Source organism: Amycolatopsis sp. NPDC057786 (assembly GCF_042797905.1).
In the GTDB taxonomy this organism is placed as follows: domain Bacteria; phylum Actinomycetota; class Actinomycetes; order Mycobacteriales; family Pseudonocardiaceae; genus Amycolatopsis.
The window spans coordinates 1-25,688 of record NZ_JBHVKW010000041.1 but is presented as its reverse complement, the minus strand read 5'-3'; the positions used below and the strand labels follow the sequence as shown (position 1 = coordinate 25,688).

The following is a 25,688-nucleotide window of genomic DNA, read 5'->3' as shown; positions in this document are numbered from 1 at the left end:
TTGCTGAAGACTTGCCGCCGTGTTGCGACCGGTGCTCGACCCGACCCCCGCCGAGTGGATCTCCCCCAGGCTCGGCGGGACGTTCGGCGCGGCGGGCCGAACCGTTCCGCGTGGCTACGCCGCTTACGCGCGCCTCTGCCACCCCGCCGAGCGCGACCGCGGCGGCTGGGCGAGCTGGAGCGAGGCCGCCGCCGAAACGGGGCGGTGTGCCCATGGCGCCATGCAATGGCACGCGCTGGTCGGCTCCCCGGATCCGGTGAATCTCACCGGCTCACTCTGGCGCGGCTCACCACCGGGTCGCGGCACGCTGCCGTCGCACAGTCTCACCGCATTGCTGGCCGTGCTCGGCGACCACACGTCCGCGACGGAGGCCTGGTTCGGCCTCTGGGACGGCTACGGCTGGGCCGACGAGGCGACGTTGTCCCGCGAGCACCTGGACGCGCCGCGCCTGCGTCACCCCGGCCGGGACTACCTGCTCTTCCGCGGACCGCTGACGTCCGCGACGGAACTCGGCTGGCGGCCCCGGCCGAGCTGGTTCGAGGCGCAGTCGCCCAACCTGTTCTGGCCGGACGACCGCGCGTGGTGCGTCGCCACCGAAGTCGACTTCGATTCGACCCTCGTCGCGGGTGAGGAGGCCCTCGTCGACGCCCTGGTCAAGGCGCCGGGGCTGGAGGTCTGGCGGATCGAGTCCGACACCTCGCTCGCGGCCGACGGGGACCGGATCAACCGGCTCCCGTGACGGTCAGCGCTCTTCGATCGCGTCGACCTTCGTCGGGTAGAACGCCACGTGGTCCTTGATCTCGGCGACCGCGTCGTGCGGTGCCTCGTAGGTCCAGACGGCGTTCTCGGCGACGCCGTCAGCGGTGCGGATGCTGTAGTACGACGCGTCGCCCTTGAACGGGCAGTACGTCGAGTGGTCCGTTCGCTCCAGCAGGCCGAAGTCGACGTCGGCGCGAGGGATGTACTGGGCGGGCGGGTAGTTCGCTTCCCGGAGCGTGAGCGCGCTCGCGCTGTCCGCCACGACCTTGCCGCCGACCGTGACGACCACGCGCGCCTTGTTCGCCTCCACCGTGATCGGGTGAGCCGCGCTGGGCTTCAACACCTTCTTGTCAGACATACCGGGCACAGCGACGGCGCCCGCGCGGATATTCCCGTCAGGGCAGGTAGTACATCGGATTCGGCAGTTTGACCGGGAACTCGGCGTAACCGCCTTCGAGATCGCTGAATTGGTCGCCGAAGTTGGCGAGGATGGTCGCGCCGGTCGAGGCGATATGCTTCCGGGTGCCCGATTTGTACTGGCCGGTGGTGCAGGTCAGCCCGCACGGCAGGTAGTCCGGCGCGGTGGTCTTCGGTTTGAAGAACGCCCCCGCCGGCGCCGGATACCCCTCGCTCGCGAGGTTCTTCAGCGACCGCGGGCCCTGGAATTCGTTGCGCCCGGTCAGGAAGTAGATCTTCACGCCGCGCTGCGCCGCCCAGTTCGCCAGCTCCAGCACCGGCTTGTTCGCGACGAACGTGCCCTTGTCGATCGCTTCCTGCTGTTTCACCGGGTCGAAGCCGAAGTCGTTGTCCGCTTCCCAGCCGTAGGTGACCTCGGCGGTGTCGTCGACGTCGAAGACGACGGGGGGGTTCTTCACGCCGCGATCCAGCCGCCGCGCGAGATAACGCTTGGCGTCCTCGACCTGGCGCTTGGTGTCGGATACGAACCGGCTGGTGTCGGAGTACCGGTGTTTGCCGTCGCCGCCGACGACATCACCGTAGTAGGCCTTCACGTCGAGCTTGACCTGGCCGATGTTGGCGGGCTCGTGACCGTGCCGCCCGGTGGCGTCGCCGGTGTTCGCGACGGCGGTGGCGCCGCCCGCGAGGACGGCTCCGGCGGCCGCGGCGGCGGCCAGTTTCAGCAGACCGGTGAACCGGCTCATGGAATGCTCCTCACGTCAGCTGTGCGCGGCAAAGGAACGCTACTCCAGAACGACCGATTCTGGTCAGTACCAAAGTAGCTTCTTCGCCACCGCGCGGTTTCAGCTTGCGCCGCAAGGCATCCGGGTCTATGTCGAGACCTCGGACAAGGATCTCCAAACGACCGATATCGTGTTTTTTCAGCAGTACACGAAGATTCTTCTCACTGTACGGTCCGTGCTCGAACACCCGGAACGCCCGGATTCCCGGCGGCGGAGTGTCCCCGGTCAGGTACGCGATACGTTCATCGAGCTGCCACAAACCGTGCCGCGCCGCGTAATGCCGCACGAGCCCGGCCCGGACGACGGCGCCGTCGGGGTCGACGATCCATTCGCCCGGCTCACGCGCGGGGACCTCGTCGGGATCGGCGTCGGTGACAGTCCACTGTGTACCGTCCGAACGCAACACCGTCGCCCGGCGCGACACCGTGGAGCCCACACCGCGCCACAGGCACGCCTCGCGGACCTGACCGTCCAAAGAGACCAGTTCGACCTCGTCCGCCCAGGGCGCGATGGAGAAATCGAGGCCTGGCGCGCATTTGACCGAAAGCTCGCGTCCCGGATAGGCGTCGACCAGTCCGTCCAACGGCGGCAGGAAATCGGCGGGCTTCCACGCCCTGCGCCCGGCGGAGTCGCGGCGGGCGGGGTCGGCGACGACGACGGAAGACCGGCTGACCGGCCGCAAGGCGTCGGCCCTGAGCAACGCCGGCGAAACCCCGGCTTCGGAAGCGTTGTGGCGCGCCATCTCCAGGCGAACCTCGTCCAGGTCCGAGCCCAGCGCCTTCGAAGCGACGCGGGCGATCTCGACCAGGTCCGCGCCGACGGAACACGTCACGTCGTGGACGTCACGACCGGCGAGCCGAGCGGCCCGATGCCGGGCGACCAGCGTGGCGCTGGCCTGCTGGAGGGCGTCGCCGGTGAACAGCCACGAATCCGCGGAGTCCAGTTTGGACGAGGACTTCCGCCGCAGCACCACCGTTTCCAGTACCGCGGCCGCGTGGTCCGGGGCGATCCGGCGCACGGCGGCGACGTCGGCGATACGGGTCTTGTCGGTCAGCGGGAGGGACGAGCATTCGGCGAGCGCCGCGCTTCCCGCGCCGGAGCGCAGGAAGGCGACGTCGTCGAGCGTGAACCGATACGACACCTACGGACGCTTGGTACCGGTGATCATCACGTTGTAGAACAGCTCGCGCGGCAGCACCTTGGCGAGCAGCTTCTTGTCCAAAGCGGACAGCCGCAGCCACAGCCGGTACGCGAACAGACGCCAGCGCAGGGTCAGCTTCTCCTGCGGCACGGCGGCTTCGAAGGTCCGGATCGGCCAGCCCGCGAGCGCCGCGGCGAACTCCTCGGTGACCGCGCGGACGTCCTGCGCGCCCGCGCCGCGGGCCATCGACTCCAGTTCGGACGGGTCGAAGGTGTGGATGTCGACCACGGCCTCCAGCGCGGCCGCGCGGGAGGACTCGTCGAGTTCCTCCTGCGGACGGCGCCAGCCGTTCAGCACCGGGAGCTTGGTCAGATTGGTGGTGAGGTACCACGTGATCTGGCCGAGCTTGCGCGCGTAGAAGTCGCCGACCTTCGTCGGCTCGCCCGCGAAGACGAACCGCCCGCCCGGCTTCAGCACGCGCAGCACCTCGGCGAACGCCGCGCGGACGTCCGGGATGTGGTGCAGTACGGCGTGCCCGACGACGAGGTCGAAACTGTTGTCCTCGTAAGGAATCCGCTCCGCGTCGGCGACCCGGCCGTCGACGTCGAGGCCGAGGTTCTCGGCGTTGCGGAGCGCGACCTGGACCATGCCCGGCGAGAGGTCGGTGACCGAACCCTTCTTGATCACCCCGCCCTGCATCAGGTTCAGCAGGAAGAAACCGGTGCCACTGCCCAGTTCCATCGCGGTCGGATACGGCTGGCCGTCTTCACCGGCGACGGCGTTGAACACGTCCGTCGCGTAGGAGATGCAGCGCTCGTCGTAGGAAATGGACCACTTCTCGTCGTAGGTCCCGGCTTCCCAGTCGTGGTAGAGCACGTTGGCGAGCTTGGGATCGTCGAAGGCGGCCTTGACCTCTTCGGCGGTGGCGTGCGGATTCGGCGCCGGATCGTTCACCTGCGTCATCGCGCTTACTTCCCCTCGAAGGTGGCCTTGCCAGGGCCGTTTTCGATGAACGACTTCATGCCGTTGCGCTGGTCCTCGGTCGCCCAGAGCGCGGCGAAGAGGTGGGATTCGAGCTTGAGACCGCTCGCCAGGTCGGTGTCGAGACCGCCGTCGATGGCGGCCTTCGCGGCGCGCAGTGCCACGGCCGGGCCGTTCGCGAACTGCGAGGCCCACTTGTGCGCGGCGGCGTAGACGTCGTCCGGCGCCACGACCTCGTCGAGGATGCCGAGCGCGAGGGCCTCCTCGGCCTTCACGAAGCGGCCGGTGAACACGAGGTCCTTGGTCTTGCTCGGGCCGATGAGCCGCGCCAGGCGCTGCGTGCCGCCGGCGCCGGGGATGACGCCGAGCTGGATCTCCGGCTGGCCGACCTTGACGTTGTCGCCGGCGATCCGGCGGTCGGCGGTCAGCGCGAGTTCGAGCCCGCCGCCCAGCGCGTAGCCGGTGATGGCCGCGACGACCGGCTTCGGGATGTTCGCGATGGTGGCCAGCGACGCCGTCAGCGCCGCGCCGAACTTCGCGATCTCCGGGTAGGTGCGCTCGGCCATCTCCTTGATGTCCGCGCCACCCGCGAAGGTCTTCTCGCCGCCGTAGAGGATCACGGCGCGTACGTCGTCGCGCTCGGAGGCCTCACGGGCCGCTTCGGCCAGCTCGGCCTGCACCTGGTCGTTCAGCGCGTTGACCGGCGGGCGGTCCAGCCGGATCGTGCCGACCCCGCCTTCGACCTCGAGACTTACGAACTCTCCCACGCCGTCCTCCTTAACCGTCCAAGACAGAATCACACGCTACCGGTCAGTACGACCTCGTCGGGGGGCTGGGGGTCGCTCCCCAGAGGCCTCAGCGGCGACGGGCGAAGAAGCGATCACCGGACCGTTCGAGCAGGAGGTCCTGGTCGAACGTCTTGGACAGGTTGTCGCTGGTCACGACGTCGTCCACGAGACCGGAGGCGACCGCGCGGCCGTCGCGCAGCAACAGCGCGTGGGTGAACCCCGGCGGGATTTCTTCCACGTGATGGGTGACGAGCACCATGGCCGGGGCCTCGGGGTCGAGGGCCAGCTCCGAAAGGCGGGCGACGAGGTCCTCGCGGCCGCCGAGGTCGAGCCCGGCGGCGGGCTCGTCGAGCAGCAGCATCTCCGGGTCGGTCATCAGCGAACGCGCGATCAGGGTCCGCTTGCGCTCGCCCTCCGACAGCGTGCCGAAGGTGCGGTCGGCCAGGTGCGCGATGCCCATGGCGCCCAGGAGCTCCATGGCGCGGTCGGTGTCGAGGCTGTCGTACTCCTCACGCCAACGGCCGACGACGGCGTAACCGGCGCTCACCACGACGTCGACGACACGCTCCTCGCCCGGCACACGCTGGGCGATCGCGGCCGAGGTGAACCCGATCCGCGGGCGCAGCTCGAAGATGTTGACCTTGCCGATCCGGTCGCCGAGCAGGTCGACCGTTCCGGTGGTCGGGTGGAGCTCGGCCGCGGCCAGCCGGAGCAGGGTGGTCTTGCCCGCGCCGTTCGGGCCGAGCACCACCCAGCGCTCGTCCAGTTCCACGGTCCAATCGAGGTCGGCGAGGAGGTCGTTGCCTGTTCGGCGGACCCCGACACCGGTCATCCTCACCACGAGGTCGTCAAGTTCGCTGGGCTGGATCGGCTCGCTCACGCGCCCATTGTGTCCGCACTCGCGCGCGTGTGTGCACCGGGCCGCCGGTCGGGGGGAAAGCGGCTGGTCCAGGAAGTGGGACGAAGCGGCCCTCGCCAGGACACTGTGGCACCATCGGCGGCGTGATCAGGTCCGTGTCCGCCGCCTTCCCCGTCATCGGGGGCTCATTCTGGCGCCGCCGGGCCATCGACCTGCTCCTCGTCGCCTCGTGCGGGTGTACCACCACGCGACACGGCTGAGTTCCCCTCTTCCGACGGCACCTCCGTGTCGCGCCGCGCTCCGCCCTGCTTCCGCGCCCGCGAACCTCACGAGGAGCCTCTCCGTGACCACGTCCCTCACGCCCCGCCAGGATTTCGAGATCCACCCGCGGCTGACCGACCCGCTGCTCCCCGAACTGCTGCACCCCGACCGCCTGCTCTGGACGCCCCGCGAACTGGCCGAGCTGACCTCCACGGTCACCACCGAGCTGACCTCGGGCCTGCGCGGCCTGCTGCGCTTCGACGCCGATCACCGCTGGTGGGCGCGGCTCGCGCTGACCGACGGCGTCGAACTGTGGCTGCTGTCGTGGCTGCCCGGCCAGCAGACCAAACCGCACGACCACGGCGGAGCGTCCGGCTCGTTCACCGTGCTGCAGGGCGAGATCGGCGAGGAGTACCGCTACCCCGGCGGCCCGGTCCGGCGCCGCACCCACGTCACGGGCGAGAGCATCGGTTTCGGCGCGGGCCGCGCGCACCAGGTGACCGGCATCGGCACCGAGCCCGCCGCCAGCGTCCACGCCTACTCGCCGCCGCTGGTCGCGACCCGCGAGTACGCCACGCTCGCCGACGTTCCCGCCGAGATCCCCTCGCTCACCCCGATACTGGGCCGATGAGCGCTGTCGACGCACTGCTGGCGTCCGCCCGTGCCGGACTGGACCGGGCGGAGCCCGAGCGGGCCCTGCGGCTGCAACGGGACGGCGCCCTGATCGTGGACATCCGCCCGCACGTCAACCGGGCCGAAGAGGGGGAGATCCCCGGCTCGGTGGTCGTCGAGCGGATCCATCTCGAGTGGCGGCTCGCGCCGGACAGCGAATGGCGGCTGCCGCAGGTGAAACCGGACTCGACGGTGATCGTCGTGTGCAACGAGGGGTACTCGTCGAGCCTCGCCGCCGCCGACCTGCGGCGGCTGGGCCTGCCGGGTGCCACCGATCTCGAAGGCGGGTTCCGGGCCTGGCGTTCGGCGGGCCTCCCGGTCCGTGAAGGCGGCACACCGGCCGTTCCCTAGCGGCGGACCGCGAGCCTGGCGACCGACTCCGGGGAGAGCGGGAGCGCGGCATGGATCCCGGTGCCTCGCGTCGGCCTGGGGTTGACCAGCACGCCCGTCGCCGCGGTCCGGCCGGCGGCCGCGAGCACGACCTCGCGGCCGGTCCGGTGCCGGATCCGGCCCCAGCCCGCTCCGGTGACGGCGCGGTACTCGGCCAGCAACCGCTCGTCGGTGAAGACGCAAAGCCAGTCGCCGTGCGCGCCGAGCCTGGCCGGGACCGGGGCGCCCGCCTCGTCCGCCGGGCCGCATACCGTGCCGTCGAGGAACATCCGCATGACCGAGGGGACCGGGTCACGCGGACTCTGCTCCCGCTCCGGACGGGCGTTCTCGGCGATCCACCGCGACGCGAGCCTGAAGTCCTCTCCGGTGAGGTCCTCCTGGAAACCGTCGAGGCTGTTCTTGACGCTGCCAAGGAAGTCGTAGAACCGGCGGGTGCAGGTGCGCTCGGAGACCGGCACCCGGCCGCGGCCGACCATGGTCCTGATCCGGCCGACCATGCCCGCCCCGCCGTGCACCGGATCCACGCCGAGGTTGTAGGCGGTCCAGACGATCTCGGGCATGAGCGGGTCGGCGAACCGTTCGAGAACCCGGTTCAGCCGCAGAAGAACGATTTCGCGCACCCGGCCGGGCCCGCTGTCGTCGGCGATCCCCCAGATACCTCGCAGTTCCGGCCCCAGCGCGTTGCGCAGCCCCTCCTGCCGGATCCCGGCCCTGGCGTGGACATGGTGCAGCCGGTCCTTGGCTCTGCGCGAGGTTTTCGTTTCCTTTGCCGAAGCCACCATTCCTCCGCCATTCGGGAAGGGCCCGGCAAAGTGTATTTCACCCGGCCGCTCCACAGTGTCCGGCGGAAATCGAAGATCAGAGGTTTCCTCTGTTCGCCACCGGCTTGACAAACGAGGACATCGACCAGAATCGCCACATGGCGTCACTCAGTCCCTGCGCCCGCCGGTCGAATTCGACCGGGTCGGCCAGCAGGAGCGCAGGCACCAGTTCAGTCTGCTCCGGGACGGCGTCGGGCGGCGGTGAAATCGGCCTCGCGGTACGCGCGGGCCGGGATTCCCGGACCACGCGCCGGTCGACCTCACCGAGCACCGTCTTCAACGCGGCGAGGTCCCTGCCCACTTCGGTCAGCGTGGCGGCGGCCCGTGCCGCCGCCTCGGTCCGCTGGGCGATCAGTCTTCGGATGAGCGACGGATCCGCGGTGTCGCGCGCGTTCCTGGTCAGCTGCTCCAGGACGGCGACGAAATCGTCCAGCGCCCGCGCGGCGCGGGCGTGCTCCTCCGCGACCATCCGGCACCGGGCGGCCAGCTCGGTCCGGCGACCCGAATAGGCGTCGTGTCCAGGGCCGGACCAGCCATGAGGGTCGATCTGGCGCACCTCGACGGCTTGGTCCTCCAACGTCCGGGAAACCGCCCGCAAGCGCTCCGCCTCGCTTCGGAGCACACTGACGGTCCCAGCCGTCCAGGGCGCGCTCGCCCCGTCCGGGTCTTCCGGCTTCATCGTCCGTCCTGTTCGCTTCAGCCGAGAACGGCCTGGATGGTGTTGGCGTTCCCGGGGTCGGCGGCGGCGATCGCGGGCGGGACGAACCTTTCGGCGCTTTCGATCGTGTTGACCTTCTCGATCGCTTCTTCTTCGCCGTTCCGGTAGTGCCGCGCGGCCCTGCCCAGCCGGTCGCCGAGCCGCCGCACGTCCTCGGCGAGCACGCTGACACTGTGCGCGGAAGCCTCCTGGAAGCTCTCCAGCGCCGCCACGAGCACGGGATCCCCCGCTTCGCTCGCCGTGGCCTTGAACTTCAGCGCCGGTTGCCTGGTGATCATCTCGGTGATGTCGTGGAGCCGGTCGCCCGCCCGGCTCAGCTCGTCGGGAACGGCCTCGAAATCGATCATGTCCGGTGTCCTCGTCTCGGCTCAGCACTCGCGGGCGAGCCGGGCGATCTCCTCCGGCGGAAGGGGCAGCGTGGCGTCGGCCCCCGCTCCCAGCGCGGGGCTCGGATCGATCAGGATCCCGGTCGGGAAGATCCGGCCCGCCGCCATCCGCACGACGTCACGGCCCGTCCACCGGCCGATCCGGGGCCAGCCCGCACCGGTCGACTCGCGATAGCCGGCCAGCAACCCCTCTCCGGTGAAGACGCACAGCCACTCGCCACGGGCCCCGAGTTTCGCCGTGAGCGGGACACCGTCGCGGTCCGCAGGCCCGTGGACAGGGCCGTCGAGGAACATCTTCAGCACCGGTTCCATCGGTGCCCGCAGCCCTCGGATGGCGGAGGAGAGTCCACCCGCGGCCGGTTGCGGCGCATCGGGCCGGACGTTCGCGGCCAGCCAGCGCGAAGCCATGGCGAGGTCCTCGTCGGTGATCGCGCTCTGTTCCGCACTCAAGCTCCTCACGACGGCCGGCAAGAAGGTGTCGTTGAACCGGCGGGCGCAGGTCCGGAAACTGCATTCGACACCGCCCTCGTCGACCAATCTTTCGAGCCGCCGGACGACGCCGCTTTCCTCCTCGGGCGAAGCCGCGCCGAGGTTGTACGCGGTCCAGACGATCAGATGCAGTTCGGTTATCGGGAACTGCTTCAGGACACGGCTCAACCGCAGGAGCACGATCTCCCGCACGCGTGACGCCTCGGCGTCTTCCGCGATACCCCAGCGTTCCAGCAACTCCGGGCCCATCACCCTGGCGAGCCCGTCCTGCCAGATGCCCTTGCGCTTGTGGATACCGAGCACGCTGTCCTCGGGTTTTTTTCTTTTCCTCGCCGAAGTCACTTTTCCTCCCCTGCGCGACCTCAAGGACGAAGAGCCTAGGCGATCACACTATGCCGCACGAATCACCCCCAATCGCCTGATAAAGCGGCTTTCACCTGCTCTTTTGCCAATTATTGGACACCATCGGGGCCCGAGTCCGCCCTTTGTTCGCCACCGACTTGACAACCGGCGTGGATGACCAATTCGTGGCAAAGGAAAACCGTACGTACGTCTCATGACCACTTCCTGGCCAAGGTCCGCCAAGGGATGCGCGAAGACGATCAGTCCGCTTAGCGTCGAAGCGACAGCCGCTGAACCGAGCGGCCAGGAATCAGGAGTACGGAATGGAACTCGTCGTGATCGCCGGGCTGGCGATGCTGCTCGGCGCCGGTGCGGGCTGGCTCGTTTCGGCACGGTGGCATCAGCGTCGCCAGGCGGAACTCGTCCACTTCGCCCAGGCATGGGAATACGCGCGGTACGCCGGATACGTTTCGGCGCACCGGTACCCGCAAGGGACCGGTGCGCCGTTCCTGAGGTGATTCAGGCGTGGACGACCCGCGCCAGTTCCGCCGGTGTGGCCAGCAGACGGTGTTTCGGCAGCACGCGGACGGTGTAACCGATGGAGCCGGGATGCGGCAGTTTCAGCCGCGCCGCGAACGCGCCGATCCCGTCGCCCGACATCGGGACGGTGACGGGGTCGCTCAGTTCGTCCCCGTCACCCACCTTCCCGACGACGGCCTGAACGTCCACTTCGGACGGTTCGAGACCGGCGAGGTCGATCCGCGCCCGGATGGTCACCTCGGTCCCGGTGACCATCGGCGCGGAGTCCTCGACGAGCAGTTCGGTGTCGAAGATCCGCACCCGCGGCCAGGAGACGTCCAATTTGGTCCGGTAGTCGGCCAGCGAAAGCGCGCCGCGATATCCGTCGCCCGTGGCTTCGGCGACCATGCGCGAGGCGGGCAGGTAACCCGATTCGACGTACTCCCGCACCATCCGCGCGGCCTGGACTCGCGGCCCGAGGGTCTCCAGCGTGTGCCACACCATCGACATCCAGCCGCCGGGCACACCGTCGGCGCCACGGTCGTAGAACAACGGGGCGATCTGGTGACCCAGGAGGTCGTAGAGCGCCGCGGCCTCCAGTTCGTCACGGCGCAGCGGGTCGGTGACGCCGTCCGCCGTCGGGATCGCCCAGCCGTTGCTGCCGTCGTAGCACTCGTCCCACCAGCCGTCGCGGATGGACAGGTTGAGACCGCCGTTGAGCGCGGACTTCATCCCCGAGGTGCCGCACGCCTCCAGCTGCCGCACCGGCGTGTTCAGCCAGACGTCGCAGCCGCGGTAGAGATAGCGCGCCATGGACATGTCGTAATCCGGCAGGAAGACGATGCGGCGCCGGACCTCGGGATCGTCGACGAACCGGACGATCTGCTGGATCAGCTGCTTGCCGCCCTCGTCGGCCGGATGCGATTTGCCCGCGACGACGAGCTGGATCGGGCGCCGCTCGTCCAGCAGCAGCGCGCGCAGCCGATCCGGATCGCGCAGCATCAGCGTGAGCCGCTTGTACGTCGGCACGCGGCGCGCGAAACCGACGGTCAGCACGTCCGGATCGAAGACCGTGTCGGTCCACCCGAGTTCGAGCGCGGACGCGCCGCGCTGCATCCACGCGGCCCGCACCCGGCGCCGCACCTCGGCGACCAGCTTCTCCCGCAGCTCCCGCCGCAGCGCCCACAGCTGCTCGTCGCTGACGCCGTCCCGCAGCGGCTTGCCCTGCGCGCCGTCGAGCCCCAGCTCCTCGTGGTTGCGCCCGAGCAGCGCGCTCAGCTCGCGGGCCACCCAGGTCGGCCCGTGGACGCCGTTGGTGACCGACGAGACGGGCACCTCGTCGAAGTCGAACCCGGGCCACAGCCGCGAGAACATCCGCCGCGACACGCGGCCGTGCAGCGCGGAGACGCCGTTCGCGCGCTGGGCGAGCCGCAGGCCCATATGCGCCATGTTGAACAGGCCGGGGTTGTCCTCCGCGCCGAGCGCGAGCACGCGGCGCGGGTCGACGTCCGGGACCAGCCTGCCGTCGGTGAAGTACCGCTGGACGAGGTCGACGGGGAACCGGTCGATCCCGGCGCTGACCGGGGTGTGCGTGGTGAACACGGTGCCGGCGCGGACGGCGGGCAGCGCCTCGTCGAACGCCAGCCCGTCGGCCTGGATGATCTCGCGGGCGCGTTCCAGCCCGAGGAATCCGGCGTGGCCTTCGTTGGTGTGGAACACCTTCGGCTGCGGATGCCCGGTCAGCTCGCAGTAACGCCGCACCGCGCGGAAACCGCCGATCCCGGCCAGGATCTCCTGGCGGATGCGATGGTCGGCGTCGCCGCCGTACAGCCGGTCGGTGACCGCGCGCAGGTCTTCGTCGTTGGCCTCGGTGTCGGTGTCCAGGAGCAGCAGCGGGATCCGGCCGACGCGGGCCTTCCAGATCTGCGCGTGCAGCGTGCGCCCGGCGGGCATCGCGACGTCGACCAGCACCGGCTTGCCGCCGTCGGTCACCAGTTCCAGCGGGAAGGCGTTCGGATCGATCACCGGGTAGTGCTCGACCTGCCAGCCGTCGAGCGACAGCGCCTGCCGGAAGTACCCGGCGCGGTAGAGCAGCCCGACACCGACCATCGGCACGCCGAGGTCCGACGCCGCCTTGAGGTGGTCCCCGGCGAGCACGCCGAGGCCGCCGGAGTAGTTCGGCAGCGCCTCGGTGACCCCGAACTCCATCGAGAAGTACGCGACGGCGGGCGGGAGGTCGGCGTCGTCCTGCTTCTGGTACCAGCGCGGCTCGGCGAGGTAGCGCTCCAGATCGGCGACCGCCTCCCGCGCGTGGGCGAGGAAGGCGTCGTCGACCGCGAGTTCGTCGAGCCGGGCCGGTGGCAGGGCGGTGAGCATCCGCAGCGGGTCGCGGACGCGGTTGAACAGCTCCGCGTCCATCGACGCGAACAGGTCGCGCGTGGGCGGGTGCCAGGTCCAGCGCAGATTCGTGGCGAGGTCACCGAGGCCGGAGAGCGACTCCGGCAGGCTCGCGCGGACGGTGAACCGGCGGACTGCTCTCATGAGGAGCGACCATATCGGCAGCGACCCCGCCCCGCTCAAGACCCACTTCGGGGATTACCTGCACGCGGCCCATAAGCGCTGGGTAGGGTCCCTGCTTGCCGGAGTACGCGGCCCGGTCGGGGCCCTGACGACAAGCGAGTGAACATGATCCAAGGGGGAGCGCGGGGCCGTCGACGCCCGGCTCTGATCGCGGTCGTGACGGTGCTGGCCCTCGGGCTGAGCGCTTGCAGCGACAAGGGAAGCTCGACCGGCCAGCAGGGCAGCCAGCCGGGCGCCGGTGACATCGCCGGGCTGCCGGTCACGCATTTCGAGAGCGGGCTGAAGCCGAACGCGCCGAAGCCGGACCTGCAGGTCCGCAACGAGGACGGCTCCGAAGACGACCGGCTCGCCATCGCCGCGATCGCCGACGCACAGGCCTACTGGACCGAGGTCATGCCGCGCGACTTCGGGCAGCCGTACGAGCCGCTGAAGGCGCTGCTGTCCTACAGCGCGAAGACCGACAACGAAGAGACCGAATGCGGGAGCGTCAAGAAGCTCGTCAACGCGTTCTACTGCCCGCCGGGTGATCTGGTGGCGTGGGACCGCGGCGTGCTGCTGCCCATGCTGCGCGAACGGTTCGGGAAGATGGCGGGCGCCGTCGTGCTCGCGCACGAACTCGGGCACGCCGTGCAGTACCGGCTCGGCGAGAAGGCCAGCATCAAGAAGAACACCCCGTCGATCGTCAAGGAGCAGCAGGCCGACTGCTTCGCCGGCGGCTACTTCCGCTGGGTCGCCGAGGACAAGAGCAAGTTCTACCGCGTCTCCACGTCCGAGGGCCTCAACCAGGTCATGGCGTCGCTGTTCCTGATCCGCGACCAGGCGGGCACCAGCGCGACCAAACAGGGCGCGCACGGCACGGCGTTCGACCGCACTTACGCGTTCCAGGTCGGGTTCGAGAAGGGCCCGAAGGAATGCGCGGCGATGAACGAGGACAACATCAAGGCGCGGATCACCGAGCGCCCGTTCGACAAGGGTGACAAGGGCAAGGGCGACGCGAAGCTCGACATGAAGATCATCGGGATCCTGAAGGAGAGCCTGGACAAGGCCTTCGTGGGCGCCGGCGTCCCTGGCCCGGAGATCACCGAGGACGGCAACGGCAGCTGCCCCGGCGGCCCGAGCACCCCGCCCGCGTCGTACTGCCCGTCGAACAACACCGTCAGCATCGACTTGGCCAAGCTGCGCGAACTCGCCCAGCCGGTCGACCAGCAGGAGGAATGGGAAAGCGGGCACAGCGAGGGCAAGGGCGACTTCGCCGCGTTCTCGGAAATCGCGTCCCGGTACGCGATGGGCATCCAGAAGGGTGTCGGCGCGTCGATCGACAACGCGAACGCGGGTCTGCGCACCGCCTGCCTGGTCGGCGCTTGGGCGAAGGCCAGCACCGTGCCCGGCGCGACGTTGCGGCTCTCTTCCGGTGACCTCGACGAGGCCATCTCGGACCTGCTGAGCCCGGAGAGCCTCGTCTCGGCCGACGTCAACGGCAAGCGCGTGGACAACGGTTTCGAGCGGATCGAGGCGCTGCGGAAGGGCTACCTGGAGAGCTCGGCGGTCTGCTCGACCCAGTACGGCTGATCGGTCCGGTCATCGCTCTCTGAAGTGCCATGAAAGGTCCTTTCCTTGCGAAATTTGCAAGGAAAGGACCTTTCATGGCATTCGGGAGTTGCCAGGCCAGGCCCGGCTCTGGAGCGCGCAGCTCGCGCTTAGAGCTCCCGAGCCCGCGAGGCGAACTGGCCGTTTCGCGTGACTGGATGGACGACACGTGTGATCCGATGGACGACACGCGTGACTGAGTGGACGACACGCGCGCGACCACGGTTCGCCGCGAGTCGTGCGCGCAATCACGCGTGTCGTCCACCAGACACGCGTGTTGTCCATCCAGACACGCGTGTTGTCCATCCGCGCTCCGGCGCCGCTCGCCCTGAGTACATGAAAGCCCCCGTCCCTGCGCCTAGCGCAAGGAAGGGGGCCTTCGTGTGCAAAACCTCAGTAGAGCGCGCTCGCCAGATCCCGCCGCGCCTTCATGACGCGCTCGTCCGCCGAGTCGAACAGGTCGAACAGCGCCACCAGGTGCTCCCGCACCTTGTTGCGCTCGTCGCCCGCGGTACGCCGCACGACCGCGATCAGCCGCGCGAAGCCCGCCTCGGGCTGCTGCCCCGCGACTTCGAGGTCGGCGGCGGCGAGCTGGGCGTCGAGGTCGGTCGGGTCGGCGTCGGCCTTCGCGATCGCGTCCGGGCCGGCGGCCTCGGCGCGCGCGGTGAACTTGACCTGCGCGAGCGCGGTCTTGGCCTCCTCGTTCGCGGGCTCGACGTCGAGGATGCGTTCGTAAGCCGCCTGCGCCGCCGCGAAATCGCCGCGTTCGAAGGCCTCTTCGGCCTCGGTGAACCGCGGATCCTCCGGCACCTCGACACCGCCGCCGTTCTGCTCGGCGGCCTTGATGCCCGGCAGCCGGTCACGCAGCGCGTCGAGCAGCGAGCCGAGCCACTTGCGGATCTCGGGTTCGGGCAGCGCGCCCGAGAACGCGTCGACCGGCTGGCCGCCGCCGATGGCGATGACCGTCGGGATGGACTGCGCGCCGAAGAGCTGCGCGATGCGCGGGTTGGCGTCGACGTCCACCTTCGCGAGCACCCAGGCACCACCGGACTCGGCGGCGAGGCGTTCCAGCACCGGGCTGAGCTGTTTGCAGGGGCCGCACCATTCGGCCCACAGGTCGACGACCACCAGCTGCTGCAGGGAGCGCTCGACGACCTCGGCCTGGAAGGTCGCCTCGGTGACGTCGATCACGGCACCCGCCGTGGCGGGAGCGGCTGGTGCGGCGCCGTCCGCGGGCAGCGGAGGGGCAGGAGTCTGTTTCCGGGGCGCCTCGGCACGCGCCTTGAGCGCGGAAAGGTCGACCGCGCCGGAAAGCGCGGCGGAGAGGGCCGCCGTCTTCGATGCTGATCCGCGTGGGTGTGTCACGGTTCCATCCTGGCACGCATCCCCGAGGGTTTCACCGCATGCCCCCGGCTGCCCGCTTGGCAGGACGGTCACGTTCCGGCAGGCTCGCCACGAGGGGGTGATCGACATTCCGACACGCAGGACGGCCACGGTCGCCGTCGCGATCGCCATCGCCATCACGTGGGTGAGCGTCATCACGGTCTTGATCGCCCATCAACCCGATCCCGGTGTCGCCAGTCCCGGGCAGCTCCGGGAGGGCCTCACCGCCGCACTCAACGAACACGACGTCGAGGCCCTCGCCGGACTCATCGACTATCCGCCCGCGTCGGCGGGCGACTTCGCGAAGTCCTATCTCGACGCGCTGGCAGGCCGCGGCGCCCACGACGTCACGGTGAAGTTCGCCCCGGACGATCTCGCGCCGACTTCGGCGACCGTCAGCGGAAAACTGGGCGACGGCAGTACCTTCGGCTATCCGGTGGCCATCGCGGTCAAGGACGATCTGTGGCTGGTCTCGTTCACCCCGCCACTCCCCTGATCATTCGCTCAGGTGCTTCTCGACGCGCTCCACCTTCGCGGTCAGCTGCCCTTCGTAACCCGGCCGGATGTCGGCCTTGAGCACCAGCCCGACCCGCGATGAACCCTCGCCCGCCGCCTCGACGGCCCGCTTCACGACGTCCATCACTTCGTCCCACGAACCCTCGATGTTCGTGAACATGGCGTTGGTCGAATTCGGCAGACCGGACTCCCGCACCACTTTCACCGCGCGGGCGACGGCCTCGCTGACTCCGCCGTCTTCCTCGGCCGCGGACGGGCTGACGCTGAAGGCCACGATCATGTTCTGCTCCTCGTTCAGACAGTTTTTCCACGCATAACACCCGGTGGTGCGGCGTGGCACGGGTACCCGCTGGTAACTTCGAACGCCATGAGCCGTCCGTTGCCGTTCGACCCGATCGCCCGCGCGGCGCAGCTGTGGGAGGCCCGTATCGGGCCGTCCGAGACCATGGCCGCGGTGACCGGGATCATGCGCGTGCAACAGATCATCCAGTCCGCGGTGGACGGTGCGCTCAAACCGCACGGGCTGACCTTCGCCCGGTACGAGGCACTGGTCCTGCTGACCTTCGCCCGCGCGTCCCATCTGCCGATGCGCGTGATGGGTGAGCGGCTGCAACTGCATCCGACGAGCGTCACCAACATCGTCGACAGGCTGGAGAAGGACGGCCTGGTCAAACGCGTGCCGCATCCGACCGACCGCCGGACCACGCTGGTCGAGATCACCGACGAAGGCCGCGTACGCCGCGAAGAGGCCACGAAGGCGGTCACCGAAATCGACTTCGGGCTGACCGGGCTCACCGGCAAGCAGACCGAGCAGCTGACCGACCTGCTCACCAAGGTCCGCAAGGCCACCGGCGACTTCACCGAATAGCCGAAAGCACGCGAAAGGCCCCCATCCGGCAGGACGGGGGCCTTCACGTAGGCGTCGAAGATCAGGCGGCGGCGGTTTCCGGGGTCTTGGCGAACAGGCCCACACCACCGTGCGACAGCCGCTGCGGGCCGTCCAGCTTGCCGTTGCGCAGCGCCCAGGACTCGAACAGCCAGGTGAACAGCGGCGGGACGCTGGAGAGCAGCGCGAGGATCAGGGTCTTCGGGCGCCAGCCGAGCGGCTTCGCCACGGACAGGGAGACCAGCACGTAGAGGACGAACACGACGCCGTGCACCATGCCGAGGACGGGAACGCCGCCCTCGCCGAGCTTGACGGCGTACTTGAGGAACATCCCGACCAGCAGCCCGGCCCACGAGAGGGCTTCGGCTACCGCGGCCACGCGGAATACTAGAGCGGCCTTGCTGGACACTTTCTCCTCCTGTGGGGTCTCACCACTATGCGTACACACATGACTACGTCCGACGAGCACTGTCCAAGGCGGACTCGCCAAGAACGTCAACAGCGCTGTCGGACGTGGTAATACCAGTGTGAGGCGTGACGGCCCTCACCGGAACACCGGGGGCCGTGATGCTCCTCACGACCCCCGGTACGAACCGGTCTAAACCACTCGGATCAGCCCGCGCAGGGCGATTTCGGCGCCCCTTCGGGACCGGTCGCCCACGTCGCCTCGGCGGCGTCGTCCGTGAGCTTGAAGTCCAAAGTGGTCCCTCGCGTCAACTGTTCCAACCCGACATACGCCCGCTGCGAACCGGTTCCCAGTCCTTGGACGTATTGGAGCTTCGAGCCGTCGGCGCCGTCGGCCTTGATCGTGATGTCGCGACCGTTCTCCAGACGCACCACCGACTTCTCGAACCGCGGCGCGTTGAGCACGAACTGCCCGGTGCCCGGCACCGCCGGGTACAGGCCCAGCGCGCTGAAGACGTACCACGCGGACATGGTCCCGAGGTCGTCGTTGCCGGTGACCCCGTTCGGCGCGTTGGTGAACAACGTGTGCGCCGCGCGCACCACGGCCGAGGTCTTCCACGGCTGCCCGGTCAGCGTGTACATCCACGGCGAGTGCAGATCCGGCTCGTTGTTCGGGTTGTAGCGGAACTGGTTGTAGTAGTTGTACGGGCCGACGACCCATTCCTCGCGCACCGTCTTCGCCGGGTCCTTGACCAGATCCCCGTAGGCGAAGAAGTCGTCGAGCCGCTTGCCGACGTTCTCCTCGCCGCCCATCCGCTCGACGAGACCGGGGACGTCCTGCTGGGTCAGCCACTGGTACTGCCACGACGTGCCCTCGTGGAACCCGTCCTGGCTCTGCGGGTCGAAGGGCTTGCCCGCCGGGCTGAACCATGCGCCGCCTTCGACCTTGGGCCGGTAGAACCCGGTGAAGCCGCGGTCGGTCACCGACGAGTCCCACAGCGTGCGGTAGTTGCGACCCTTCTCCGCCAAGACCTTCGCGTCGTCCTTCTTGCCGAGACCGGCGGCCATGATCGACAGCGAGCAGTCCGCGAGCGCGTATTCCAGCGTGGCCGAAGCGCCGTGGTTCGGGTCGGTGTCCTGCCCCTTCTTCGGAAAGTCCTTGTCGTACTGGACGAACCCGTCCTTCTGATAGCTCACGTTCCCCGAGCGGCCCTGGAACGGCGACGACGCGGGCGGGATCTCCCGGGAGTTCCGCAGAAGTGCCTCGTACGCCTTGAACTCCTGCCCCGACAGGGCGCCGAACCGCCACAGGTCGACCAGGAACGGGGTGACCGGATCGCCGGTCATCGTGTTCGTCTCCTGGTTCGCGTACGCCCAGCGCGGCAACCAGCCGCCTTGGTCGTTGATGGCGAGCACGGACTTCGCGACGTCCTTCGCCCGCGCCGGCCTCAACAGGGCGAGCAACTGGTTCTGCGTGCGATAGGTGTCCCACAACGAGAAGAACTCGTAGTACGTCCAGCCCAGCGCGCGATGGATCTTGTCGTCGAACCCGCGATACCGGCCGTCGGCGTCGTTGCCGGTCAGCGGCTGCAGCAGCGCGTGGTAGAGCGAGGTGTAGAAGACCGTGCGGTCGTCCTTCGTCCCGCCCTTGATGTCCACTGAGGACAGTTCCTTGCGCCAGGCGCGCTGGGCGCCGTCGCGGACCGCGTCGAACGAGCGGCCCTTCTCGGCCGCCAGGTTCAGCCGGGCGCCGGAAGCGTCCACATGGGAGATCGCCGTCGTCGCGGTGACCCGGCCTTCGCCGAAGGTCAGCCAGGCGCCGCGCAGGCCCTCACCGCCCGCGGATTCCTTCGAGCCCGGCGTGCCACCCGTCGGCGACCAGGTGCCGAAGGATTTGAACGGCTTGTCGAACGTCGTGGTGAACCACGTCTTGTACGGTTTGCCGCCGCAGAACGCCTGCGACTCCACCATTCCTTCGACAGTCCGGTCCCCTACGACGCGGATCTGGCTCGCCGTGACGGGTTCCTTGTCGTTGGCCTGCCCGACGTTGACGAAAACGTTTGCGTCGCCCGGTTTCGCGAACGTGTACCGCTCGACACCGGTCCGCGTGGTCGCGGTGGTCTCCGCGTCGACGCCGCCGTAACCGGTGAGCCGCACCTTGTAGTAGCCGGGTTTGCCGACCTCGCCCTCGTGCGTGTACGGCGAGGCGTACTTCTTGTGGTCGAACGTCTCGGGTTTCGTGGTGTCGAACGCCGCGCCGGGCCCGACCGCGCCGGTGGTGGGCAGGGACGACACGAGGCCGCCCTGCTCCCAGCAGCCCGCGCCGGACAGGAAGAAATGCCCGAAGCCGCGGATCGCGGTGTCGTCGTAGCGATAGCCGGCGTAATGCGAGGAAATCGGGCTGACCTGCGTCATCCCGAACGGCGCCGAAGCGCCGGGGAACGTGTTGCCGTCGTCCTTGGTGCCGATGAAGGTGTTGACCGCGTCCACGGGGTCGCCACCGGGCGCCGCCGCCGCGACGGGCGTGACCAGCCCGGCGGGAACGACGAGCGCGGTGAGCAATCCGGCGACGCGGATCGAAGTACGTGCGGGCATGGGAAAGGCCGCCTCCTGACAACGTTGTCGCTGCCTGCCCACCTTCGACAAGAACGGACCACCTGGTCAAGAGGTCCGCCAAACCCTGTCCGATTCAGGACAGCGACCCGGAGGGCCGTAACGGTTCGAACTCGGAAAACGGGCCGAGGACGAATCGGGCATTGACATCGCCGCTTCGCTGGCGTTCAATTCCGGCCACTATGACAACGTTGTCTTCCAGCGGACCGGACAACGGCCACCGCACTACCGGCCGACGGGCCACGATGAGTGACGTGGCCCGGCTCGCGGGCGTGAGCATCAAAACCGTCTCGCGAGTGGTGAACGACGAGCCCGCCGTCCATCCGGACACCGCGGAGCGCGTCATGGCGGCGATCGAGCAGCTCGGGTTCCGGCGCAATCTCGGCGCGCGGAACCTGCGGCGCGGCTCGACGACCGGGACGATCGGCCTGATCGTCGAGGACGTCGGAAACCCCTTCTACTCCGAGCTCAACCGGGCCGTCGAACGGATCGCGACCTCGTTCGGCCGCCAGGTGCTGACCGGTTCGTCGGAGGAGAACTCCGACCGCGAACGCGAACTGGTCCTGGAGTTCTGCTCCCGCCGCGTCGACGGGATCCTCGTCGTCCCGGCCGGGATGCAGCACGGCTACCTGGTTCCCGAGATGCGCGCGGGCACACCCGTGGTGTTCCTCGACCGGCCCGCCGGCGACATCGTGGCCGACACGGTGCTGGTCGACAACATCGGCGGCACCGTCGAAGCGGTCGCCCACCTCGCGAAACACGGCCACCGCCGGATCGCGTTCCTCGCCGACAGCCCGGACATCTTCACCGCGGGCGAACGGCTGCGCGGCTTCCGCGAAGGCTGTGTCCGCAACGGGATCCCCTACGACGAGCACCTCGTCGTGATGCGGACGCCGACCGCCGAGAGCGTCGGCGACGCGGTGAAGCGGCTGCTCACCGGGCCGAATCCGGCCACCGCGGTGATCGCGGGCAACAACCGGGTCGCCGTCCACCTGCTGCGCGCGCTGGCGTACGCGGAGCGGCGTCCCGCGATGATCAGCTTCGACGACTTCGAACTGGCGGATCTGCTGGATCCGCCGGTCTCCGTGATCGCGCACGACGTGAGCGCGCTGGGCCGGGCGGCCGCGGAACTGCTGTTCGCCAGGGTCCAGGGAGATCAATCCGCACCGAGAAAGGTAGTTCTGCCCGTGCATCTCGTAGCCCGCGGTTCCGGGGAGGTCGCCCCTTCATGAGCGGCCACCTCGAACCGATCCGCCTGCCGGCGAACCAGCCGCCGCAGTTCTACCGCGGCGGCGACGCCATCGCCGCGTTGCGGGGCGCCCCGTCGGAGTCCAAATTCGGACCCGAAGACTGGGTCGGCTCGGCCACCACGATGTTCGGCCAGGAGACCAACGGCCTGACCAAGCTGCCCAGCGGGGTCTGGCTGCGCGACGCCGTCCGCGAGAACCCGTCCGCGTGGCTCGGCGCGAAACACGTCGAGGCGCTCGGCGATTCGACCGGCCTGCTGGTGAAGCTGCTCGACGCGGGCCAGCGCCTGCCGGTGCACTTCCACCCGTCGGACTCGTTCGCGAAGCGGCACTTCGACTCGCACTTCGGCAAGACCGAGGCGTGGATCGTGGTCGGCACCTACGGCGACGACCCCCGCGTCTACCCGGGCTTCAAGGAGACCGTGGACAAGGCGACGGTCAACGAATGGGCCCGCACCCAGGACGCGCCCGCGATGCTCGGAGCGCTGAACAGTGTCGCGGTCACCCCCGGCGACACGGTCTACATCCCGGCCGGCCTGCCGCACGCGATCGGCGAAGGCGTCTTCGTCGTCGAGCTCCAGCAGCCGACCGACTTCTCGCTGACCCTGGAATGGCGGGACTTCCTGGCCGACCCGGCGAAGGCGCACCTCGGCATCGGCTTCGAGACCGCCATCGAAACCCTGGACACCACCGGCTGGGACGAAGAACGGCTCGGCTCGATCGTCAAGCGCACCGCGGGCGACGAAGCGTCCACTGTGGACCTTCTCGCCGACGGCAGCGACGCGTTCTTCCGTGCCGACCAGCTGCGCCCCGGCCTTTCCGGTAGGTCGACAACGTTGTCACTCGATCCGTCGTTCGCGGTGCTGGTCGTCATGGACGGTTCGGGAACACTCCGCACCGAACACGGCGGCGAGTACGCGCTGCGCAAGGGCGAGACGTACGTGGTCCCGCACGACGCCGGTCAGTCCACTTTGGATGGCGACGTCACGGTCATCCGCTGCCGGCCGCCCGCACCCGAGAAGAGGGAGCGATCGTGAGCGAACTCCTGCTCGACGCACAGAACCTGGTCAAGCGCTACGGCTCGGTGGAGGCACTGCGCGGCGCGTCCTTCCAGGCGCGGGCCGGTGAGGTCACCGCGCTGATCGGTGACAACGGCGCCGGGAAGTCCACTTTGGTCAAATGCCTCTCCGGCGCGGAGCAGCCGACGTCGGGCAGCATCCTGCTCGACGGCTCCGAGGTGGTGCTGGACTCCCCCACCACCGCACGGCGGATGGGGATCGAGACGGTGTACCAGGATCTCGCGGTCGCACCGGAACTCGACCCGGCCGCGAACCTGTTCCTCGGCAGGGAGATCCACCGCAAGGGGATCCTCGGCAAGCTCGGGATGCTGGACAAGAAGGAGATGAAGCGTCAGGCCGTGGAGGAGTTCCAGCGGCTCGGCGTGACCCTGCAGAGCACCGATGTCCCGATCGGCTCGCTTTCGGGCGGGCAGCGGCAAAGCGTCGCCGTCGCGCGGTCGGTCGTCTGGGCTTCGAAGGTCGTGTTCATGGACGAGCCGACGGCCGCGCTCGGCGTCGTGCAGCGCGAACGCGTGCTCGACGTGATCAAGAAGGTGCGGGACAAGGGCATCGCCGTCGTGCTGATCAGCCACAACATGCCCGAGGTGCTGTCGGTGGCCGACCGCGTCGAGGTGCTGCGGCTCGGCAAACGCGTCGCCCGGTTCACCGGCGCGGACACGAAACTGGAAGACCTGGTCGCCGCGATGACGGGCGCCCTCGTACAAGAGGAGGCGGCGTGACCGTGTCCACTCCGACGAAGAACGGCCCCGAGATCCAGACCACAGTGGACGGTGGCTTCGGCAAGCGGTCGATCGGGCAGCGGATGATCGGGGCGAACACGTTCTGGATCGCGCTGGTGCTGCTGGCGCTGATCATCGTGTTCACCGCGATCGCGCCCGCCGAGTTCGCGACGCTGTTCACCTTCCAGACCCTGCTCATCGAGACGTCGGTGCTGCTGGTGCTCTCGGTCGGCATGACGTTCGTGATCATCACCTCCGGTATCGACCTCTCGGTCGGTTCCGTGCTGATCTTCGCGGGCATGGTGGCCGGCAAGACGATGGAGGCGCTGAGCCCGGACGGCGACGCCACCAAGGCAGGCTGGGGCGTCATCACCGCCGGGCTCGTGGCGGCGGTTGTCGCGGGCACGATCTGGGGCCTCATCAACGGTTTCCTGATCGCGGTGGCGAACATCCCGCCGCTGATCGTCACGCTCGGCACGATGGGTGCCGCCCTCGGCGCCGCGTACCTGCTGAACAACGGGTCCGACGTGCGCAGCGTCCCGACGGAGCTCAACAAGACGCTCGGCTACGGGACGTCGTTCGGCGGCGTGCCGAACCTGGTGCTGGTGGCCGTGGTCATCACGCTGATCGGCGCCTGGCTGTTGCACACCACCAAATTCGGCCGCTACACCTACGCCGTCGGCTCCAACGCCGAAGGTGCGCGCCGAGCGGGCATCGGGGTGACCGCGCATCTGCTGAAGGTGTACACGCTCACCGGTTTCCTCGCCGGTGTCGCCGGCTTCCTCTCGCTGGCGTACTACGCGTCGACCACCATTTCGGCGCACACCACCGACAACCTCAACGCCATCGCCGCCACGGTGATGGGCGGCACGAGCCTCTTCGGCGGGGTCGGTTCGGTGCTGGGCACGGTGATCGGCGTGTTCATCCCGGCCGTGCTGAAGAAGGGCTTCAACATCACACAGGTCCAGGACTTCTGGCAGATGATCGCGGTCGGCGCGGTGCTGATCGCCGCGGTCTGGTTCGACCAGCGGCGCCGTCGTCGCCGCAACTCTCGCTGATCCCTACGCACAAAGAGGTGCTATCCCCATGAAGAAGACCCTGCTCGCCGCCGGTGCCGCCGTCTCCGCGGCCCTCCTGCTCACCGCGTGCGGCGGTGGCACCGTCGGCGAATCGCCGTCGGGCGACTCCGGCGCCAAGACCAACAACAAGAAGCTGTCGCTGATCCCGGGCGTGCAGGCCGAGCCGTTCTACATCTCGATGCAGTGCGGCGCCGAGGCCGAGGCCAAGAAGGCGGGTTACGAGCTCACCACGCAGGCCCCGCAGAAGTTCGACGCCGCCATGCAGACCCAGCTCGTCAACGCGTTGGGCTCCAACCCGCCCGCCGCGCTGCTCATCGCGCCGACCGACGCGCAGGCGATGCTCGCGCCGATCCAGCAGGTCAAGAACCGCGGCTCGAAGATCATCGAGGTCGACACCGCGCTGAAGGACACCAGTGTCGCGGAGTCGTCCATTTCGTCGGACAACGCCGAGGGCGGCAAGCTCGCCGCCAAGACCATGGCGGAGCTGGCCGCGGGCAAGACTGGCTCGGTGCTGGTGCTCGACACCATCGCGGGCACCTCGACCACGAACACCCGCGCGAAGGGCTTCGAGGACGAGCTGAAGAACTACCCGAACCTGAAGTCGGCGGGCGTGCAGTTCACCCAGAACGAGCCCGACCAGGCCGCGTCCAAGGTGACCGCCGCGCTGGCGTCGACCCCGGACCTGATCGGCATCTTCGCGACCAACCTCAACACCGGTGAGGGCGCCGCGACCGGCCTGCGGAACGCGGGCAAGATCGGCGCGGTCAACCTGATCGGCTTCGACGCTTCGCCGTCGGAGATCGAGGGCCTGAAGAAGGGCGAGTACCAGGGCCTCATCGCGCAGGACCCGGCCGCCATCGGGCAGCAGGGCGTGCAGCAGGCCATCGCGGCGCTGGAGGGCAAGCCGGTGACCCGGAACCTGACCGCTTCGCTGCACTCCATCACCAAGGCGAACATGGACGCCAACGCCCAGTACTTCTACAAGCAGAGCTGCTGACGCGCTTCGGTGCTGCTATGAAAGGTCCTTTCCTGGCAAATTTTGCAAGGAAAGGACCTTTCATGGCGTTCGGGAGCGGCTCACTCCCGCGGCTCGACCAGCTTCCCTCGCGTGAGGTCGCGGCTCGACCAGCTTCCCTCGCGTGAGATGAAGGGGCCTTTCACAGCGAAACTTGCGATGAAAGGCCCCTTCATCTCACGTGGCCGAGCGCCCGCAGCCGTGAAGCCCCCGGATGTCATGAAAGGGCCGTTCAGGACAAAAACGTCCTGAAC

General features: G+C 68.9%; 28 protein-coding genes. 12 read left to right on the top strand and 16 right to left on the bottom strand.

What is annotated here, in order from left to right:
* The first annotated feature begins 19 nt into the window (after positions 1-19).
* On the top strand, positions 20-739 hold the full coding sequence (locus ACFVM3_RS21535; RefSeq protein ID WP_378441112.1) for a hypothetical protein: 720 nt from the start codon (positions 20-22) through the stop codon (positions 737-739).
* Between the two features lie 3 nt (positions 740-742).
* Here the strand turns inward: ACFVM3_RS21535 and ACFVM3_RS21530 are convergent, their stop codons facing one another.
* From ACFVM3_RS21530 to ACFVM3_RS21505, 6 genes are all read right to left on the bottom strand, one after another.
* Positions 743-1,117: a DUF427 domain-containing protein gene (locus ACFVM3_RS21530; RefSeq protein WP_378441110.1), complete on the bottom strand. Its 375-nt coding sequence runs from the start codon at positions 1,115-1,117 to the stop codon at positions 743-745.
* A 37-nt stretch (positions 1,118-1,154) separates the two neighbouring features.
* Entirely contained in the window at positions 1,155-1,919 is a 765-nt protein-coding gene (locus tag ACFVM3_RS21525; protein ID WP_378441108.1) for an HAD family acid phosphatase, read from the bottom strand.
* Between the two features lie 10 nt (positions 1,920-1,929).
* Positions 1,930-3,099 carry a class I SAM-dependent methyltransferase gene (locus ACFVM3_RS21520; RefSeq protein ID WP_378441106.1) on the bottom strand — a complete coding sequence of 390 codons (1,170 nt, stop codon included), beginning with the start codon at positions 3,097-3,099 and terminating at the stop codon, positions 1,930-1,932.
* Entirely contained in the window at positions 3,100-4,062 is a 963-nt protein-coding gene (locus ACFVM3_RS21515) for a class I SAM-dependent methyltransferase (RefSeq protein WP_037304672.1), read from the bottom strand.
* A 5-nt stretch (positions 4,063-4,067) separates the two neighbouring features.
* Positions 4,068-4,847 carry an enoyl-CoA hydratase/isomerase family protein gene (locus ACFVM3_RS21510; protein ID WP_276363349.1) on the bottom strand — a complete coding sequence of 260 codons (780 nt, stop codon included), beginning with the start codon at positions 4,845-4,847 and terminating at the stop codon, positions 4,068-4,070.
* Between the two features lie 88 nt (positions 4,848-4,935).
* The gene (locus tag ACFVM3_RS21505) at positions 4,936-5,748 is read right to left on the bottom strand and encodes an ABC transporter ATP-binding protein (protein ID WP_378441104.1); all 813 of its coding nucleotides are present in this window, start codon (positions 5,746-5,748) and stop codon (positions 4,936-4,938) included.
* 322 nt (positions 5,749-6,070) lie between these two features.
* On the opposite strand from ACFVM3_RS21505, the gene ACFVM3_RS21500 reads away from it, so the two are divergent.
* Positions 6,071-6,619: a cysteine dioxygenase gene (locus ACFVM3_RS21500; RefSeq protein WP_378441102.1), complete on the top strand. Its 549-nt coding sequence runs from the start codon at positions 6,071-6,073 to the stop codon at positions 6,617-6,619.
* Positions 6,616-7,011, top strand: a complete 396-nt coding sequence (locus tag ACFVM3_RS21495) for a rhodanese-like domain-containing protein (protein WP_378441100.1) — start codon at positions 6,616-6,618, stop codon at positions 7,009-7,011. Before ACFVM3_RS21500 ends, ACFVM3_RS21495 begins: the two co-directional genes overlap by 4 nt.
* On the opposite strand, the gene ACFVM3_RS21490 is transcribed toward ACFVM3_RS21495, so the two are convergent.
* The 4 genes from ACFVM3_RS21490 to ACFVM3_RS21475 all read right to left on the bottom strand — a co-directional run bounded on the left by ACFVM3_RS21490 (position 7,008) and on the right by ACFVM3_RS21475 (position 9,806).
* Positions 7,008-7,832, bottom strand: a complete 825-nt coding sequence (locus ACFVM3_RS21490) for a hypothetical protein (RefSeq protein WP_378441098.1) — start codon at positions 7,830-7,832, stop codon at positions 7,008-7,010. The genes ACFVM3_RS21495 and ACFVM3_RS21490 overlap by 4 nt on opposite strands.
* Positions 7,833-7,908: 76 nt before the next feature.
* Positions 7,909-8,550 carry a hypothetical protein gene (locus ACFVM3_RS21485; RefSeq protein ID WP_378441096.1) on the bottom strand — a complete coding sequence of 214 codons (642 nt, stop codon included), beginning with the start codon at positions 8,548-8,550 and terminating at the stop codon, positions 7,909-7,911.
* A gap of 17 nt (positions 8,551-8,567) precedes the next feature.
* On the bottom strand, positions 8,568-8,936 hold the full coding sequence (locus ACFVM3_RS21480; protein WP_378441094.1) for a hypothetical protein: 369 nt from the start codon (positions 8,934-8,936) through the stop codon (positions 8,568-8,570).
* Between the two features lie 21 nt (positions 8,937-8,957).
* Positions 8,958-9,806, bottom strand: a complete 849-nt coding sequence (locus ACFVM3_RS21475) for a hypothetical protein (protein WP_378441093.1) — start codon at positions 9,804-9,806, stop codon at positions 8,958-8,960.
* Positions 9,807-10,129: 323 nt separating this feature from the next.
* Between ACFVM3_RS21475 and ACFVM3_RS21470 the strand changes: the two genes are divergently transcribed.
* A complete protein-coding gene (locus ACFVM3_RS21470; RefSeq protein WP_378441091.1) occupies positions 10,130-10,324 on the top strand; it encodes a hypothetical protein in 195 nt (64 codons plus the stop codon).
* A gap of 1 nt (position 10,325) precedes the next feature.
* Here ACFVM3_RS21470 and glgP read toward each other — a convergent pair whose 3' ends face one another.
* Positions 10,326-12,866 (bottom strand): alpha-glucan family phosphorylase, encoded by a 2,541-nt coding sequence (gene glgP, locus ACFVM3_RS21465; RefSeq protein ID WP_378441089.1) that lies wholly within the window; start codon positions 12,864-12,866, stop codon positions 10,326-10,328.
* Positions 12,867-13,010: 144 nt separating this feature from the next.
* Here glgP and ACFVM3_RS21460 point away from each other — a divergent pair, with 144 nt between their 5' ends.
* Positions 13,011-14,474, top strand: coding sequence for a neutral zinc metallopeptidase (locus tag ACFVM3_RS21460; RefSeq protein ID WP_378441087.1), 1,464 nt, complete (start codon positions 13,011-13,013; stop codon positions 14,472-14,474).
* 411 nt (positions 14,475-14,885) lie between these two features.
* Here ACFVM3_RS21460 and ACFVM3_RS21455 read toward each other — a convergent pair whose 3' ends face one another.
* Positions 14,886-15,857: a tetratricopeptide repeat protein gene (locus ACFVM3_RS21455; protein ID WP_378441085.1), complete on the bottom strand. Its 972-nt coding sequence runs from the start codon at positions 15,855-15,857 to the stop codon at positions 14,886-14,888.
* 97 nt (positions 15,858-15,954) lie between these two features.
* On the opposite strand from ACFVM3_RS21455, the gene ACFVM3_RS21450 reads away from it, so the two are divergent.
* Positions 15,955-16,371, top strand: a complete 417-nt coding sequence (locus tag ACFVM3_RS21450) for a hypothetical protein (RefSeq protein ID WP_378441083.1) — start codon at positions 15,955-15,957, stop codon at positions 16,369-16,371.
* On the opposite strand, the gene ACFVM3_RS21445 is transcribed toward ACFVM3_RS21450, so the two are convergent.
* Positions 16,372-16,671 (bottom strand): thiamine-binding protein, encoded by a 300-nt coding sequence (locus ACFVM3_RS21445; RefSeq protein ID WP_005167823.1) that lies wholly within the window; start codon positions 16,669-16,671, stop codon positions 16,372-16,374.
* Between the two features lie 87 nt (positions 16,672-16,758).
* Here ACFVM3_RS21445 and ACFVM3_RS21440 point away from each other — a divergent pair, with 87 nt between their 5' ends.
* Positions 16,759-17,259: a MarR family winged helix-turn-helix transcriptional regulator gene (locus ACFVM3_RS21440; RefSeq protein ID WP_034315493.1), complete on the top strand. Its 501-nt coding sequence runs from the start codon at positions 16,759-16,761 to the stop codon at positions 17,257-17,259.
* Positions 17,260-17,320: 61 nt separating this feature from the next.
* On the opposite strand, the gene ACFVM3_RS21435 is transcribed toward ACFVM3_RS21440, so the two are convergent.
* Complete coding sequence (locus tag ACFVM3_RS21435) at positions 17,321-17,686, bottom strand: DUF3817 domain-containing protein (protein WP_378441081.1); 366 nt, start codon at positions 17,684-17,686, stop codon at positions 17,321-17,323.
* A gap of 203 nt (positions 17,687-17,889) precedes the next feature.
* Positions 17,890-20,277 carry a GH92 family glycosyl hydrolase gene (locus ACFVM3_RS21430; RefSeq protein WP_378441079.1) on the bottom strand — a complete coding sequence of 796 codons (2,388 nt, stop codon included), beginning with the start codon at positions 20,275-20,277 and terminating at the stop codon, positions 17,890-17,892.
* Positions 20,278-20,540: 263 nt separating this feature from the next.
* On the opposite strand from ACFVM3_RS21430, the gene ACFVM3_RS21425 reads away from it, so the two are divergent.
* The 5 genes from ACFVM3_RS21425 to ACFVM3_RS21405 are packed head-to-tail and all read left to right on the top strand — an operon-like array spanning position 20,541 to position 25,416.
* Positions 20,541-21,527 (top strand): LacI family DNA-binding transcriptional regulator, encoded by a 987-nt coding sequence (locus ACFVM3_RS21425; protein WP_378441077.1) that lies wholly within the window; start codon positions 20,541-20,543, stop codon positions 21,525-21,527.
* Positions 21,524-22,579: a class I mannose-6-phosphate isomerase gene (locus ACFVM3_RS21420; RefSeq protein ID WP_378441075.1), complete on the top strand. Its 1,056-nt coding sequence runs from the start codon at positions 21,524-21,526 to the stop codon at positions 22,577-22,579. The genes ACFVM3_RS21425 and ACFVM3_RS21420 overlap by 4 nt, the downstream gene beginning before the upstream one ends.
* A complete protein-coding gene (locus ACFVM3_RS21415) occupies positions 22,576-23,340 on the top strand; it encodes an ATP-binding cassette domain-containing protein (RefSeq protein ID WP_378441073.1) in 765 nt (254 codons plus the stop codon). The genes ACFVM3_RS21420 and ACFVM3_RS21415 overlap by 4 nt, the downstream gene beginning before the upstream one ends.
* Positions 23,337-24,398 carry an ABC transporter permease gene (locus ACFVM3_RS21410; protein WP_240600417.1) on the top strand — a complete coding sequence of 354 codons (1,062 nt, stop codon included), beginning with the start codon at positions 23,337-23,339 and terminating at the stop codon, positions 24,396-24,398. The genes ACFVM3_RS21415 and ACFVM3_RS21410 overlap by 4 nt, the downstream gene beginning before the upstream one ends.
* A gap of 28 nt (positions 24,399-24,426) precedes the next feature.
* Positions 24,427-25,416 (top strand): ABC transporter substrate-binding protein, encoded by a 990-nt coding sequence (locus tag ACFVM3_RS21405; protein ID WP_378441071.1) that lies wholly within the window; start codon positions 24,427-24,429, stop codon positions 25,414-25,416.
* 80 nt (positions 25,417-25,496) lie between these two features.
* Here ACFVM3_RS21405 and ACFVM3_RS21400 read toward each other — a convergent pair.
* Positions 25,497-25,688, bottom strand: a 192-nt coding sequence (locus tag ACFVM3_RS21400) for a hypothetical protein (protein WP_378441070.1), incomplete at its 5' end; no start/stop codon positions are given.